Here is a 14,034-nt window from a genome sequence, read left to right as displayed (position 1 = left end):
GACATATGACAACAATCGAAACAAAATTAGCACAGCTTGGTAATAATTCAGATGAACGCACCGGTGCAATTAATACACCCATTTATTTATCAACGGCCTATCGTCACCCAGGCCTTGGTCAATCAACAGGTTATGACTATACACGTACGAAAAACCCTACACGCGATGTTTTAGAAAGTGGCATTGCTGATTTAGAAGGTGGGACAGCTGGATTTGCCTGTAGTAGCGGTATGGCTGCTGTAGGACTTGTCTTCTCTTTATTTAAAGCGGGAGATGAAATAATCTATCCCGATGACTTATATGGAGGTACATATCGTTTAGCTAAGCAATATGAACAACAATACGATATAAAAGCGCATTTTAATCCATTCAAAGATATCAATGAAGTCGCAGCACTAATCAATGATAAAACAAAAGCAATTTTTATTGAAACACCTACAAACCCATTAATGCAAGAAATTTCAATTGAAGATTATGCAGTGCTTGCACATGAACATAATCTGTTGTTGATTGTCGATAATACATTTTTAACACCCTACTATCAACGTCCTATCGAGCTTGGTGCTGACATCGTTTTACATAGTGCCACGAAGTATATTGGCGGACACAATGATGTTCTAGCGGGCCTTGTTGTTGCAAAAGGTGAAGAATTAAGTGAACAACTATTTTTACAACATAATGCAAGTGGCGCAACACTTGGTGCCTTTGACTGTTGGTTATTAATTCGCGGTTTAAAAACACTTCATTTACGTATGAAACAGCATACGAAAAATGCCACTGCACTCGTAGAATTTTTAACTGCACAGCCAGAAGTGAAAGATGTCCTTTATGCTGGTCTTGGTGGCATGATTTCATTCCGCCTACAAAAAGCTGAGTGGGTACCAACATTTTTAGAAGGAATTGACCTCATTGCGTTCGCTGAGAGCCTTGGCGGCGTTGAAAGTTTTATCACCTACCCAACAACACAAACACACGCAGATATCCCTGAAGAAGAGCGTAATGCGCGAGGTGTAGATGCTTCACTCTTACGCTTCTCTGTTGGCTTAGAAGATGTCGACGATTTAACAGCAGACCTACAACGCGTTTTCGCAACATTAGAAGGAGTGACAACACATGACTAATCATAATGAAAACTTTGAAACAACTTTAATTACCGCTTCTACACGTGGTGATTACGAGACTAAGACAGGTGCAGTCAACATACCGATTTATGTATCTTCTACATTCGACCAAGAGCACTTTGATAGCTTTGGGCCATTTGACTATAGCCGTTCAGGCAACCCTACTCGTCAAGCACTTGAAAATACAATTGCTGAATTAGAACATGGTACACGCGGCTTCGCGTTTTCATCAGGCATCGCCGCAATCGCTTCTGCCCTGTTAACACTAAATGCAGGCGATCATATTGTCATTACTTCAGAGGTATATGGTGGAACATATCGCTTCGTCACGAAAGTATTACCAAAATACAATATTACACACACATTTGCAGACTTCTCTAACTTAACTGAAGTGGAAGCAGCCATTCAGGACAACACAAAAGTATTATACGCAGAAACACCTGCTAATCCTTTATTAGGCATTACAGATTTATCAGGGGTTATCGCCCTTGCTAAAAAATATCAGTTAAAAACATTTGTTGATAATACATTTATGACCCCACTTTATCAAAAGCCGCTTGATTTAGGTGCAGATGTTGTTCTTCATAGCGCCACAAAATTCCTTGGTGGACATAGTGATATCATCGCAGGTCTTGCTGTGACAAAAGATGAAGAAATCGGCAATGATATTTATTTCATGCAAAATTCAATGGGTGCCATTTTAGGTGCACAGGATTCCTTTTCGCTTATTCAAGGCATCAAGACATTGAATGCTCGCCTAACGCTAGAAAGCGCCTCTGCTGAGAAAATTGCGCATTTCCTTGAGGAAAGTGACTATGTTACAGCGGTTCACTACCCTGGTCTTACGTCACATCCAGGGCATACTACACACTTCAAGCAAGCCACAAGTGCAGGTGCAGTTCTTTCTTTTGAATTACCCTCAAAAGAATTTACAAAAGTATTTGTTGAAAATGTACAAATCCCTATTTTCGCTGTAAGTTTAGGTGGCGTAGAATCCATTCTTTCTTATCCTGTCACAATGAGTCATGCAGCAATACCAAAAGAAGAGCGCGATAAGCGTGGTATTACAGAAGGCTTATTACGCCTCTCTGTCGGCTTAGAAAATGTGGATGATTTAATCCAAGACTTTGAACAAGCATTTGCAAAAGCGGTAGAAGCAACAGCCGTAAAATAAAAATTCATACAAAAAACAGGAACCGCCAAAGCGATTCCTGTTTTTTTATAGAGACAATAGTTATTCAAAATGAGACAAATATTCGCCATATCCTTGTTGTTCTAATTCTGCTTTCGGCACAAAACGTAGTGCTGCTGAATTAATACAATAACGTAAGCCGCCTGATTCTACAGGACCATCCGGAAACACATGTCCTAAATGTGAATCGGCTTCTTTACTACGTACTTCCGTGCGCAGCATACCAAAGCGTGTATCTGTATTTTCAGTTAATGCATTGATTGGTTTTGTAAATGCCGGCCAACCACAACCCGAGTTGAATTTCTCTTTTGATGTAAATAAAGGTTCTCCTGATACAATATCAACATACAAACCTTCCTCAAAATGCTCATCAAATTCATTGCTGTACGGTGGCTCTGTACCTTCTTCTTGTGTTACATGATATTGCATATCTGTCAGCTCTTTTAAACGTTGTTCTTTATTTTTCATAAATATTCCCCCAATGTTGTTGTTGAAATGCGACACGTCCTGAGCCATGTGAATAACGCTCGTAATGCATCGGATTTTTTTTATAATACTGTTGATGATACGCTTCTGCCACATAAAAAGGCTTTGCAGGTAAAATCTTTACAACAATTGGCTGCTGAAATTTTCCAGAAGCTTGTAATGCATCTCTTGAGGCTTCTGCAATTTCTTTTTGTTTATCATCGTGGTAAAAAATAGACGTTTGATAACTGCCGCCGCGGTCATAAAACTGTCCTCCTGCATCCGTTGGGTCTATTAGCTTCCAATAAAGTTCTACTAATTTTTCATATGGATAAATAGCATCATCAAAAATTATTTGAACTGCTTCATAATGCCCTGTTGTCTCCGAACAAACTTGTTCATACGTTGGATTTTCAACTGTGCCACCTGTATACCCTGAAATAACAGCTTCAATTCCTGGTTGTTCATCAAATGGCTTCACCATACACCAAAAACAACCGCCAGCAAATGTTGCAACTTGTTTTGTCATCGCTCTCTACTCCTTCGATGGAATAATTACTTTTAACTCAATCTCATCATTATTTAAATCAAATTTTGTGGCACGAACATAGGCATCCGTCCCTTTTGAAACAGGCACTTCAATAGCATTCAAATTAATATATGCTTGATTCTCGCTCGGTTGAATCGTAATAAAATCCGGTAGTTTCCCTGAGTCTTTTACTAGTTTCAATGCCGTCTGTGTAGGAATATCTAGACGCCCGATAGCAATACTTGTCTGCTTTAAAATTAAATTACCTTTGTCATCAATTGACGGGTCAAAATCCATTGTCACTGGTAAGGTTGCCCCAAGAACACTCACCTTGCTCGTCAATGTAATATCTTTGTCTACAAACATTTTCATCAGCATTTGTGTATCTGCCGTTGCATCACTAATAAAATGATTCGCTAAGGTTTCAAAATCATCTGCTGTCGCTTTGACTGTCACTTCACTACCATTAATTTGGTTTAAATTCGTTGGAATAGCTTGGTCTTCACTTGAAGATGTCACCATGACAAATAATACAACAAGCGCAATAATAATAAGTGCTAGTAGTGTAAAGAAAGCCAATTTCCATTTATTTTTTATCATCGCTATTTCCCCCCATGTCCAAGTTTCCACTTGATAAACTATATAAATCTTCCTGTTCGAGTGTCGTTAAAATACGATGTTCCATTAAACGATATCCTTTTGCATTCGGATGGAAGTAATCATTATGATAAACACTATCATCATCCGAGACAAATAAATCATTAATTGGTACAAAAATCGCATAATGATTTTCCTGTTCGATAATCGTACGCATGACATCGTTATATTCCTTCATAATGATATCTGTTTGCCCTACATCATTTGTGTAAACCGTAAATGGATTATACACACCTATTGCAATAATGGGCACTTTCTTATTTTGTTCACGAATTGCTTGGAATATTTTCTCATAGCGCTTTTCGTACGAAGGTAACTCACGGTCAAAGTCTCCTTTATCAAGATTGCTCATATGAGACTTTACAATTTTCATAATATCATTGCCGCCAATTGTAAATGTAATAATATCAGCATTCTTTAATGTATCATCTAATTCGCCACTCTCAAGTTGCGCTAATAATTGATCGCTACGACGCCCTTTCTTTGCAGCATTCGTTACAGTAACACTTTTTACTCCATCCCATGTTTGCATTTCTTTTGCAAGACGTCCTACATACCCACCTTGATTTTTCTCATCGCCAACACCCTCAGTCAAGGAATCTCCTAAGGACACATAATGAATTGGCTTATCTTTGATATTCTTTTTATCGCTAAACGGCACCCAGCCACTGTCTTCTAATTGTGATGTAATATCACATGCACTAAGCACGCTAATTGATAGCACCATCACACATACTGCCCAAACCTTTCTCATACCCATCTCCCACTAAAAAAGTTGCCCCTATGGACAACTTTAATGTTACTACTAATTGCAGTGTTTTTAAACTAATGTGATGTGATTATTCTGCATAATAGCTTAAACCAATCGCACCGACACCTGTATGCGTACTAATGATTGGAGACGTCATATTAAATCGAACATCCTCAAACCCAATTTCATTTTTAAAGAACTCTAATAAGGGCTCTGTTAACGCTGGACTATCTGCGTGTTCTAAACCAATTCCTTTAATTGTTTTACCCGCTGTATCTTCTAAAAATTGCTTTTTCAACAACTTTAATACTTGTTTATGGCTGCGCACTTTTGCGAAGTTTTTTAATGCACCATCTTCTACTATTGCAACCGGCTTAATGTTTAGCAACGCACCAACCATACCCATTCCCTTACCGATACGGCCACCTTTAATTAAATTTTCGAGCGTATCAACGACAAGGTAGAGTTTCGTATTGTCACGAACCGTTTCAACACGAGCAACAATTTCATCTAATGATTTACCTTGTTGAGCCATTTTAGCAGCTTCTAACACTTGGAAACCTAAACCCCAAGATGTAAATTGCGAATCGATTACTTTCACATTAGCGATAGACGATTCACCAGCTGATTCAGCTGAACGTACGGTACCGCTTAATGTATGTGTAAGCGTTAATACCAGAACGTCATCTCCATCTTTTCCTAGTTCATTAAATAATTCTTCAAACACACCCATTGGTGGCTGTGAGCTTTTTGGCAATGCTTTTGCTTGCGACATTTTATCTAAAAATTGTGTAGGTGTTAAGTTTTCACCGTCTTGAAATGATTCTCCATCGATAAAAACTGTTAAAGGTACGACATGAATATCGTATTTTGCAATGTCTTGTTGTGTGATTCCACTTGTGGAATCCGTTACGACATGTACACGTTTCATAATTATTGACACATCCATTTCTACTGCTTGTGAAGCATTTCTGCTCGTCTTCTTTCTGTTATATCGTATTTTACTCGTTTTTGTCATGTGATACATGTGACAAACGTCAATATTTGGATAACAAAATTAGCGTCATAATAGATTTATAAAGAAAAAACAAAAGTAAATTTAACTTTTATAGATAGGAGTGTCATTTAATGGCAACAATTACAACGTTAGATAACCGCAAGAACAATGAGGAAACATGGAATGTCATCACCCACGGTTTAGGATTCATTCTTGCAATACCTGCGCTTATCTTCTTAATTATGCGCTCCGCTTCTACCGGTTCTGCATTATATGTCACAAGCTTCACTATTTTTGGTATTTCAACAATAATCCTCTTTTTAGCTTCAACCGTTTATCATGCATCACCATTGTCGAAAAGACGTCAATTCCGCATCATCGATCACTGCTCTATTTACATTCTAATCGCTGGCACGTACACACCGTTCGCATTAATTGCGATTGGCGGTGGACTAGGCTGGACAATTTTCGGTATTGAATGGGGCCTTGCACTATGTGGTATCGTCTTTAAATTTTTCTTTATCGAACGTTTTAAAGCCGTATCACTTATTTGTTACTTAGGAATGGGCTGGCTTATCATTATCGCCTTTAAAACCGTTGTTACACATATTACAATGACCGGATTTTCATACTTATTAGCAGGTGGTTTAATGTATACCATCGGTGCTTTCTTCTTCGCCAATCATAAAATCCCTTATAATCATGCGATCTGGCATGTATTCGTATTAGCAGGCAGTGCCTTTATGCTTGTGACGGTTTTATTTTATGTCTAATCATTAACCGAGCTTGAAATTTCAAGCTCGGTTTTTCTATTTAAGACAATTTTAGTAGCTAGTGCCTTCTATTTCCGTTATCATTAAACACAGAATTTCAGGAGGGATGTTGAGATGAAACAATATTTAGATCTTTGCCGTCATATTTTAGCGGAAGGTCATGATAAAGGTGACCGAACAGGCACAGGTACATACAGTGTTTTCGGTTATCAAATGCGCTTTAACTTACAGGAGGGCTTTCCTCTATTAACAACTAAAAAAACAGCATTTCGTCTGATCGCAACCGAGCTTTTATGGTTTTTAAAAGGCGATACAAATGTCCGTACCTTAATCGCGCAAAACAATCATATTTGGGATGAATGGGCTTTTGAAAAGTGGGTCACTTCTACCGAATATACGGGTCCTGATATGACAGATTTTGGCCATCGTTCTTTAATAGATAACGAATTTAAAGCAGCTTACGATGAACAAATGGCTTTGTTCCAACAACGTATCTTAAACGATGATGCCTTCGCAAAAGCCTATGGAGATTTAGGTCCCGTTTACGGAAAACAATGGCGCTCATGGCCTGATGCAACGGGTGGAACAATTGACCAATTGCATAATGTCATCGAATCGATTAAACATAATCCAAATTCACGCCGCCATATTGTTAGTGCTTGGAATCCTGCAGAAGTGGAAGATATGGCTCTACCACCTTGTCACACGCTATTCCAATTTTATGTAGCGGACGGCAAGTTATCTTGTCAGCTCTATCAGCGCTCAGCAGATGTGTTTTTAGGTGTCCCATTTAATATCGCAAGCTATGCCCTATTAACTCATTTAATCGCGAAAGAATGTGGCCTTGAAGTAGGCGATTTTGTACACACACTGGGCGATGCTCACTTATATAAAAACCATTTAAATCAAGTAAATGAACAGTTAGTTCGTGAACCTCGTACATTACCACAGCTACGAATCATTACAGATAAACAATCGATTTTTGATTATGAAATGAGTGATTTAGTCATCGATGGCTATGATCCTTATCCACGAATAAAAGCACCTATTTCTGTTTAAAAAGGAGCCTTAAAAATGATTTCATTAATTGTTGCACACGATGAAAATCGCGTCATCGGATACAAAAACGACATGCCTTGGCATTTACCTGGTGATTTAGCTTATTTCAAACGCACAACTATGGGAAAACCAATTATCATGGGCCGTAAAACATTTGAATCAATCGGTCGTGCACTTCCTGGTCGTCTTAATATTGTTATTACTAGAAATGAGCACTATACTGCAGATGGTATTACGACCGTTAGTAGCTTACAACAAGCATTAGAACTTGCAGCAACGCAGCATGAAGAAGTAATGGTCATTGGTGGCGGTAAAATTTTTGCTGATGCCTTACCACTTGCAGATCGCCTCTATATTACAGAAATCCACCATCAGTTCCCAGGTGATACGTACTTCCCTGCTTATCCAGGTTGGAATGAAGTTTCTACTTCTGAACCTCAACAAGCAGATGGCTATACTTTTGAATATAAAGTATTTGAAAAATAAACTTTGTTAGCTGACACTAAAAAAGACCTGTTTAAGATATAATCTTTGAACAGGTCTTTTTTTTAGTTAATCGTTATTGTAGTTCACTATTAGATTCATTCGCTGAAGATTTAGACTGCATATATTCTTTTTGTGTCATCACATCATCCACATGCATATTAACTTCTACAACTTCTAGTCCCGTCATATGATAAATTTGTGATTTCACACTCTCTGCTGCTTGTTTGAAAATAACAGGTGCACTTTGACCATATTCTAAAATAACCTTCAAATCAACGGCTGCTTGCTTTTCTCCTACTTCCACACTAACACCATTCGTAAGACCATCTTTTGCGCCTAGTCGATTTGTTAAGCCAGCAGCAAAGCCACCTTTCATATCTAAAATGCCTTGCACTTCACGAGCTGAAATAGCTGCAATTTTTTCAACAACACTGTTATCAAATGTAAGTGAGTGGTGAAATGTACGTTCATTTTCTGTAGCTTGACGATTAATTTCTACTTGCTTATTATATGAATTTGTCATCCGATTGTCCCCCTAACGTAATTTATCAAAAAATGTTAAAAACTGTGCCGTACGGTCTTTCGCGTATCCTATACCAACACCAATTGCACATAACAAAATAATTAATAATGTTTTCCAGAAACCAATTGTCAAAAATAAAATACCTACTAGTAACATTGTGATAAATCCAATAATGCGCCACTTATATTCTTTTAAAAATTGCGCAAAGGAATGCTCTTCGTTCATGATACGCCCTCCTTACTAAATAACTCGTTTATTTAATAGCTTTTGATCTAATACATTCACCTTTACATCTCGTACTGGCAATTCTGAAAAATGTTCCGTTGTATCTTTCACATCTTGACGCATTGTTTTTACAAGCGTTTGGATGCTATTCGTTTGTGCGATAAAAACGTCTAATACAATGTCGATATAAGCTGCTTTTTTCTTTTCGTACAAATAAACAGCAATGCTTGGTTGACGAACATCTTGATATTTTCCAACTGTATGTTGAATGTTTTTCTCAATAGCTCGCTTATTAAACGACATATTCCCGTCTGCGTATTTTGATGTCAAATTACGTTTTTTATGCGAGGGTGACAAACCTAAAATAATCATTACAATCGCAACCACAAGTACAACTCCCACTAAACTATATAATGTGAGCTGAAACCAATTATACGAGCGTAATTCTTGTTGATACAACATCCAAGAAGGTATATCAACATATAAAAATAGTAAAATGGCTGTTGTAACAAGCAACACAAGTGCAAATAAAAAACTTAAAAGTCGCTTCATACACAATCCCTCCTAATAATTGTCAACATTAAACTTTTCCCGCCTAATGCGTGTTATAATCATTTTTTAATAAAAATCAACTATCCTATGCGTAAAATATAAAAAAGCTAGTGTTGTGTAAATACACAGCACTAGCTTTTTACTAAAAAATACTCGATTTTATTTTCTTTGAAACAAATAAATTGGAGCAGAAGTTACGTCTATATCTGCTACAAATAGGCTTCCTGCATTTGGCTGTTCTGTACGTTGTTGCTCACTTAGCCCTTCAGAAGCTGTTGTAATATACAATCGAGTACTTCCTGGTTCAAAGGCACAGCTCGTAACATTCGCAGCTGGCACATCAATTGCATCGATAATTTGTTGTGTTTCAGGGTCAATACAAACGACACGCGAACCGCCCCATAAAGCTACCCACAATTGATTGGTTGCATCAATCGTCATACCGTCTGGATTCCCGATTTCATTACTAAAATCATAAATAACACGACCATTTGAAAGTGTTGTTGTTTGTTCATCAAATGGATACGCCATAATTTTTTGCGTCGGTGTATCGATTGCATACATCGTATCCCCCGCATTATTCCAAGCAAGTCCATTTGAAATCGTCAAGCCCGTTAGCGCAACATTTATATCGCCGCTCTTATCAACAACATATAATTTTGCATTAGGTGTCTCCTCATCTTCATTCATTGTTCCAATCCATAGTCGCCCATAAGGATCAATGCCACCATCATTAAAACGCATCGTTTCACTTAAATCCTCAAACTGAACAAACATTTCTTTTTCACCTGTTTTTGTATCAACAAACCAAATCGTATCTCGGGTTGTAACAAGTAGTGACGATGTATCCGTATTCGCGACAAAGGTCACATCCTCTTTAAATGGCAATTTCGAACTTTCCTGTGTTGCAGGTGTATAACGGTACAAATAATTATTTTTAATATCAACAAAACGTAAACACATCTCTGACGCATCCCAAACAGGGCCTTCTAATAATCGTCCTTTATATGGTTCAACAAGTCGTGCATTCATCATATACAGTCCCTCCAACATCCATTTTTTGTTATTATAGCGGATTTCATACAGTGAAAGAAATTGTTATGTGCCACAATATGTTACATATGGGTTTTGCATAGTAGGAGGTGTACGGAAATGTTGATGCGTTTCTTTGACTTCATAGGGATTTTGCAATGCCTCAACTAGCATTTCAACGGCATCCATATTGCCAGCTTCAGCGTCTTGAATGGCCGCTTCCACATAATAATTACGTGCAATAATCGCTGGATTAACACATCGCATGCATTGCTGCGCCGCTTCTACTGTTGTTCCTTCTATTTCTAATCGTTTCTCCCATTGCTTTTGCCACTCTGCTAATCCTGTAATGGCTTTTCCTTCCGATAAAGCGCGGAATGTCTCTGTAAAATCCGCTTGGTTCGCTTCCATCCAACTTAATAATTGTTCTGCTAAATTACGATCTTCCATGCGAGCAGTAGCCAAGCCCAACTTGTCACGCATACCTGCTAGCCAGGCATCTCCAAATACTTGTGGGTACGTCATTAATACTTCTTCTAACGCTGCAATTGCTACCTCTTCATTGTCATTAATCAACGGTAATAACGTCTCAGCAAAACGTGTTAAATTCCATCCACCAATTGCCGGTTGCTGACTGTAACGATAACGCCCCTGTTGATCAATTGAACTGAAAAATTGATCCGCATGAAACACATCTAAAAATGCACATGGTCCATAATCAATTGTCTCACCACTAATCGTCATATTATCTGTATTCATAACGCCATGTACAAATCCGACAAGTTGCCACTGCGCAATTAATTGTGCTTGTCGACGCATCACTGCACGAAAGAACCCAATATAGTCTCCTTTTTCAAGAGAAGCATAATGACGTGCCATCGCATAATCTGCTAACTCACGTACAGCATGCTCATCAACCATATGACGTGCATATTGAAAAGTCCCAACACGTAAATGGCTCGCAGCGATACGCGTTAACACCGCACCTTGCTGTACTTCTTCACGATAAACCGGTAATCCCGTCGTCGTCACGGCTAAACTACGCGTTGTAGGAATGCGCAATCCATTCATGGCTTCTGAAATAATATATTCTCGTACCATAGGACCAATCCCTGCACGGCCGTCACCGCCACGAGAATAGGGCGTACGACCGCTTCCTTTTAATTGCACATCAACACGTTTATTTTGATGAACATGCTCCCCTATTAACATGGCACGCCCATCACCAAGCATTGTAAAATTACCAAACTGATGTCCTGCATATGCTTGAGTAATATAATCACGTGGCTGTGCACCTGCAAATAGCGCTGTATTCGCATATTCATCTTCTACATCCAATTCCTCTGCTAAGCGTTTATTCCATAATATAATCTGTGACTCTTTTACTCGATTTTCACTTACCTCACGAAAAAAAGTCGGCGGTAATGCCGTATATGTTGTTTTAAAGTTGAATGACATCTTATCATTCCTTTCTACCTGATTACTCCTACCATAGCATAAAAAAGCAATATAACCTCTTAGAAGGCATTACAAAGATATTCACTATCTATTGAATTGCTTGAATACACGCTACATTTGAATGTTAAATTATATTTATTGATAAAAATCCAATAAAGCATCAAATTTCTAGTTAGTATATAATTAAATAAATAACAAAAAGAGGTGATGAAATGTTCTATTTTTTCATTGGTATTGTCATTTTTATTATGCTACTTAGTATAATCGTCCATTCATCAAAAACGGCATCGCAAAAACGGAAAAATGAGCGTTTTGAAAAAATTATCACAACAACACACTATACATCTGACCTCGATTTACTTACACATGCTACGGCTCAAAATACATTTTTCATCGAAAGAATGATGCAAGTCCAACACGCTTACGCTCAACAACTTCATCAGCCCTCCAAAGCTCGATTTATAAGCGAAGATAGCGCGCGTTTACCTAGCCAGAAACTTCTTAAATCAAATGATAAAAATCAAGAATTCTCACTATTAGAAGCTGAATTTCAGCGTTTCCTCTTTTTAAGTACTTTATTTAAAAATGTGCCTATGTTCAGTCAACACGTAGACGAACTATGGCATACAACAATTATGTTCACCAATCAATACCAAACATTTAGCGAAACATTATTAGGGCCACATCAATTAATTCATCACGCACCTAATATAGAGCCAACAAATAATCCAAAAGAACGCGCTTTTTTTGACCTCATTTACAGTTCTTTTTTTGCCATTAATGATTACAGTTATCTAACATGGGGCAGTTTCTTCAGCTATACAATCGACAAACAAGTATTAATCGACTTTGGACAGCAGCGCGCATTTTCTACTGAAGAATTACTTCGTCTACAACAACAGTATTTACGTGATGAATTATCATTAGAACAAGTACGTTATGTAGCAGAACGTTTACAACAAATTATTTATCCTGCTTGGAATGAAGCTTCTTCTGACATAAAAAATCACCAAAAAATCGTTGATACAGCTTTTTCATATAATCCTCTAACTGCCAAAAATAGTAATAGTTACAATATGAATGGTGTGTTATTTTTCGTATTACTCGCATCATTGCTAACAGAAGAAGAGCTTGTGCAAACTGCCTTGCAATCACTTGGCTTAATGAAAGTAACTGCAACAGCTAGCGGAACCGATAGTTCTTATATTGCACCTACTGATTATTACGATAATGATACTAATCACCATGATACAATTCACCATTCAAATCACGACAGTAATCATCATTCATGTGGTTCTAGTTGTGGTAGTGACGGTGGCTCTAGCTGTGGGTCGGGCTGTAGCTCTTCATAATGTTTACGAAAAAACGCCTCCAAATAAAACATCTTATTTGGAGGCGTTTTTCTATACTATTCTAGTATTAATAAATATTAAAATATCCATAACCTCTTTTTCTTTGCATGAAGCCGATATACACGCTTGTATGTACGCATAAGCTCATCTTTTCGTTCATCTACTTTATAATAGCTACCTTTAAAATCTGCAAGCTTTTTTACGATTGAGTCCATCGCTGGTGCAAGGTCTGGATTACTTATGCAAATTGCTCGCACACCAGCATCCCAATTTGTAACATTTCGACCAACCATATTTTCAATCAATGCTAAACGTTGATCTTCTTGAAGATCAGAAGGTAATTGCTCCATTACGGCAACAAGTCGCTCCGCATTTTCTTTTTGTGGTGCTGTACTTTCTAACATTTTCCGAATAATATCTCGATGATTTTTCCAAATAAGCAAGTCATCATCAAAAAAATGATTAAATCGTTCTTCAATTAATTGTTGTCGCCATTCTTCAATAATTGTTGAACTAATTGCGAGACGTTGAAAAGCTGCGTAATCAAGAACTGCTTCTCGTCCCATTACTAATTCATCGCCACCATAAGCCATATAAAATTTTTTTGCTTCTTCTATTGTCATGAAAATACCTCCCCTTACAGTAACTATTTACAACAATTCCCCTTCTAAAACCTTTCTACTCGTAAATAGTTAACAAGTTAGCGTGACAAACTGAACTTTATACCTAGAAATAGAAAAAAATGAAACGCAAGTCCAAAAAGAGGCTGGGACATAAGTAGAAATTCCAGTCTTTAATAGAGAAGGTGATGTCGAATTTGACATCACCTTCTCTATTTTTATGCGCAAATTGGGAATTACCA

17 protein-coding genes are annotated in these 14,034 nt (G+C 37.7%); 6 read left to right on the top strand and 11 right to left on the bottom strand.

Annotated features, from left to right (window positions below; all coding sequences use genetic code 11):
- The first annotated feature begins 5 nt into the window (after positions 1 to 5).
- A complete protein-coding gene (locus ACFSY7_RS17765; RefSeq protein WP_380148961.1) occupies positions 6 to 1,121 on the top strand; it encodes a methionine biosynthesis PLP-dependent protein in 1,116 nt (371 codons plus the stop codon).
- Complete coding sequence (locus ACFSY7_RS17760) at positions 1,114 to 2,295, top strand: PLP-dependent transferase (RefSeq protein WP_380148960.1); 1,182 nt, start codon at positions 1,114 to 1,116, stop codon at positions 2,293 to 2,295. The genes ACFSY7_RS17765 and ACFSY7_RS17760 overlap by 8 nt, the downstream gene beginning before the upstream one ends.
- Positions 2,296 to 2,355: 60 nt before the next feature.
- On the opposite strand, the gene msrB is transcribed toward ACFSY7_RS17760, so the two are convergent.
- The 5 genes from msrB to ACFSY7_RS17735 form a co-directional block, all read right to left on the bottom strand.
- The gene (gene msrB / locus ACFSY7_RS17755; RefSeq protein WP_380148959.1) at positions 2,356 to 2,781 is read right to left on the bottom strand and encodes a peptide-methionine (R)-S-oxide reductase MsrB; all 426 of its coding nucleotides are present in this window, start codon (positions 2,779 to 2,781) and stop codon (positions 2,356 to 2,358) included.
- The gene (gene msrA / locus ACFSY7_RS17750) at positions 2,771 to 3,307 is read right to left on the bottom strand and encodes a peptide-methionine (S)-S-oxide reductase MsrA (protein ID WP_380148958.1); all 537 of its coding nucleotides are present in this window, start codon (positions 3,305 to 3,307) and stop codon (positions 2,771 to 2,773) included. The genes msrB and msrA overlap by 11 nt, the downstream gene beginning before the upstream one ends.
- A gap of 6 nt (positions 3,308 to 3,313) precedes the next feature.
- On the bottom strand, positions 3,314 to 3,907 hold the full coding sequence (locus ACFSY7_RS17745; RefSeq protein ID WP_380148957.1) for a YpmS family protein: 594 nt from the start codon (positions 3,905 to 3,907) through the stop codon (positions 3,314 to 3,316).
- A complete protein-coding gene (locus ACFSY7_RS17740) occupies positions 3,894 to 4,718 on the bottom strand; it encodes an SGNH/GDSL hydrolase family protein (protein ID WP_380148956.1) in 825 nt (274 codons plus the stop codon). The genes ACFSY7_RS17745 and ACFSY7_RS17740 overlap by 14 nt, the downstream gene beginning before the upstream one ends.
- Before the next feature lie 85 nt (positions 4,719 to 4,803).
- On the bottom strand, positions 4,804 to 5,646 hold the full coding sequence (locus ACFSY7_RS17735; RefSeq protein ID WP_380148955.1) for a DegV family protein: 843 nt from the start codon (positions 5,644 to 5,646) through the stop codon (positions 4,804 to 4,806).
- Between the two features lie 197 nt (positions 5,647 to 5,843).
- Between ACFSY7_RS17735 and trhA the strand changes: the two genes are divergently transcribed.
- The 3 genes from trhA to ACFSY7_RS17720 all read left to right on the top strand — a co-directional run bounded on the left by trhA (position 5,844) and on the right by ACFSY7_RS17720 (position 8,030).
- The gene (gene trhA / locus ACFSY7_RS17730) at positions 5,844 to 6,485 is read left to right on the top strand and encodes a PAQR family membrane homeostasis protein TrhA (protein WP_380148954.1); all 642 of its coding nucleotides are present in this window, start codon (positions 5,844 to 5,846) and stop codon (positions 6,483 to 6,485) included.
- A gap of 114 nt (positions 6,486 to 6,599) precedes the next feature.
- Positions 6,600 to 7,544, top strand: coding sequence for a thymidylate synthase (locus ACFSY7_RS17725; RefSeq protein ID WP_380148953.1), 945 nt, complete (start codon positions 6,600 to 6,602; stop codon positions 7,542 to 7,544).
- Between the two features lie 15 nt (positions 7,545 to 7,559).
- The gene (locus ACFSY7_RS17720; RefSeq protein ID WP_020189738.1) at positions 7,560 to 8,030 is read left to right on the top strand and encodes a dihydrofolate reductase; all 471 of its coding nucleotides are present in this window, start codon (positions 7,560 to 7,562) and stop codon (positions 8,028 to 8,030) included.
- A gap of 73 nt (positions 8,031 to 8,103) precedes the next feature.
- Here ACFSY7_RS17720 and ACFSY7_RS17715 read toward each other — a convergent pair whose 3' ends face one another.
- The 5 genes from ACFSY7_RS17715 to ACFSY7_RS17695 form a co-directional block, all read right to left on the bottom strand.
- Positions 8,104 to 8,553 carry an Asp23/Gls24 family envelope stress response protein gene (locus ACFSY7_RS17715; protein ID WP_380148952.1) on the bottom strand — a complete coding sequence of 150 codons (450 nt, stop codon included), beginning with the start codon at positions 8,551 to 8,553 and terminating at the stop codon, positions 8,104 to 8,106.
- A gap of 12 nt (positions 8,554 to 8,565) precedes the next feature.
- The gene (locus ACFSY7_RS17710) at positions 8,566 to 8,778 is read right to left on the bottom strand and encodes a DUF2273 domain-containing protein (protein ID WP_380148951.1); all 213 of its coding nucleotides are present in this window, start codon (positions 8,776 to 8,778) and stop codon (positions 8,566 to 8,568) included.
- A 15-nt stretch (positions 8,779 to 8,793) separates the two neighbouring features.
- The gene (amaP, locus tag ACFSY7_RS17705; protein ID WP_126990625.1) at positions 8,794 to 9,330 is read right to left on the bottom strand and encodes an alkaline shock response membrane anchor protein AmaP; all 537 of its coding nucleotides are present in this window, start codon (positions 9,328 to 9,330) and stop codon (positions 8,794 to 8,796) included.
- A gap of 159 nt (positions 9,331 to 9,489) precedes the next feature.
- On the bottom strand, positions 9,490 to 10,365 hold the full coding sequence (locus ACFSY7_RS17700) for an SMP-30/gluconolactonase/LRE family protein (RefSeq protein WP_380148949.1): 876 nt from the start codon (positions 10,363 to 10,365) through the stop codon (positions 9,490 to 9,492).
- A 63-nt stretch (positions 10,366 to 10,428) separates the two neighbouring features.
- On the bottom strand, positions 10,429 to 11,820 hold the full coding sequence (locus tag ACFSY7_RS17695) for a protein adenylyltransferase SelO (protein WP_380148948.1): 1,392 nt from the start codon (positions 11,818 to 11,820) through the stop codon (positions 10,429 to 10,431).
- A 212-nt stretch (positions 11,821 to 12,032) separates the two neighbouring features.
- On the opposite strand from ACFSY7_RS17695, the gene ACFSY7_RS17690 reads away from it, so the two are divergent.
- Complete coding sequence (locus ACFSY7_RS17690) at positions 12,033 to 13,172, top strand: hypothetical protein (protein WP_380148946.1); 1,140 nt, start codon at positions 12,033 to 12,035, stop codon at positions 13,170 to 13,172.
- 77 nt (positions 13,173 to 13,249) lie between these two features.
- Here ACFSY7_RS17690 and ACFSY7_RS17685 read toward each other — a convergent pair whose 3' ends face one another.
- On the bottom strand, positions 13,250 to 13,795 hold the full coding sequence (locus ACFSY7_RS17685) for a hypothetical protein (RefSeq protein ID WP_020189731.1): 546 nt from the start codon (positions 13,793 to 13,795) through the stop codon (positions 13,250 to 13,252).
- Positions 13,796 to 14,034: the final 239 nt, after the last annotated feature.

Source organism: Kurthia populi (assembly GCF_042686175.1).
Lineage (GTDB): Bacteria > Bacillota > Bacilli > Bacillales_A > Planococcaceae > Kurthia > Kurthia populi.
Note: the sequence above shows the minus strand (reverse complement) of the source record. Positions and strands in the feature narration are given on the sequence as shown.

What these genes read in the sequence shown, in the direction of transcription:
- ACFSY7_RS17765 (WP_380148961.1), top strand. Translation starts at nt 6, where the DNA reads ATGACAACAATCGAAACAAAATTAGCACAGCTTGGTAATAATTCAGAT.
- ACFSY7_RS17760 (WP_380148960.1), top strand. Translation starts at nt 1,114, where the DNA reads ATGACTAATCATAATGAAAACTTTGAAACAACTTTAATTACCGCTTCT.
- msrB (WP_380148959.1), bottom strand. Translation starts at nt 2,781, where the DNA reads ATGAAAAATAAAGAACAACGTTTAAAAGAGCTGACAGATATGCAATAT.
- msrA (WP_380148958.1), bottom strand. Translation starts at nt 3,307, where the DNA reads ATGACAAAACAAGTTGCAACATTTGCTGGCGGTTGTTTTTGGTGTATG.
- ACFSY7_RS17745 (WP_380148957.1), bottom strand. Translation starts at nt 3,907, where the DNA reads ATGATAAAAAATAAATGGAAATTGGCTTTCTTTACACTACTAGCACTT.
- ACFSY7_RS17740 (WP_380148956.1), bottom strand. Translation starts at nt 4,718, where the DNA reads ATGAGAAAGGTTTGGGCAGTATGTGTGATGGTGCTATCAATTAGCGTG.
- ACFSY7_RS17735 (WP_380148955.1), bottom strand. Translation starts at nt 5,646, where the DNA reads ATGAAACGTGTACATGTCGTAACGGATTCCACAAGTGGAATCACACAA.
- trhA (WP_380148954.1), top strand. Translation starts at nt 5,844, where the DNA reads ATGGCAACAATTACAACGTTAGATAACCGCAAGAACAATGAGGAAACA.
- ACFSY7_RS17725 (WP_380148953.1), top strand. Translation starts at nt 6,600, where the DNA reads ATGAAACAATATTTAGATCTTTGCCGTCATATTTTAGCGGAAGGTCAT.
- ACFSY7_RS17720 (WP_020189738.1), top strand. Translation starts at nt 7,560, where the DNA reads ATGATTTCATTAATTGTTGCACACGATGAAAATCGCGTCATCGGATAC.
- ACFSY7_RS17715 (WP_380148952.1), bottom strand. Translation starts at nt 8,553, where the DNA reads ATGACAAATTCATATAATAAGCAAGTAGAAATTAATCGTCAAGCTACA.
- ACFSY7_RS17710 (WP_380148951.1), bottom strand. Translation starts at nt 8,778, where the DNA reads ATGAACGAAGAGCATTCCTTTGCGCAATTTTTAAAAGAATATAAGTGG.
- amaP (WP_126990625.1), bottom strand. Translation starts at nt 9,330, where the DNA reads ATGAAGCGACTTTTAAGTTTTTTATTTGCACTTGTGTTGCTTGTTACA.
- ACFSY7_RS17700 (WP_380148949.1), bottom strand. Translation starts at nt 10,365, where the DNA reads ATGATGAATGCACGACTTGTTGAACCATATAAAGGACGATTATTAGAA.
- ACFSY7_RS17695 (WP_380148948.1), bottom strand. Translation starts at nt 11,820, where the DNA reads ATGTCATTCAACTTTAAAACAACATATACGGCATTACCGCCGACTTTT.
- ACFSY7_RS17690 (WP_380148946.1), top strand. Translation starts at nt 12,033, where the DNA reads ATGTTCTATTTTTTCATTGGTATTGTCATTTTTATTATGCTACTTAGT.
- ACFSY7_RS17685 (WP_020189731.1), bottom strand. Translation starts at nt 13,795, where the DNA reads ATGACAATAGAAGAAGCAAAAAAATTTTATATGGCTTATGGTGGCGAT.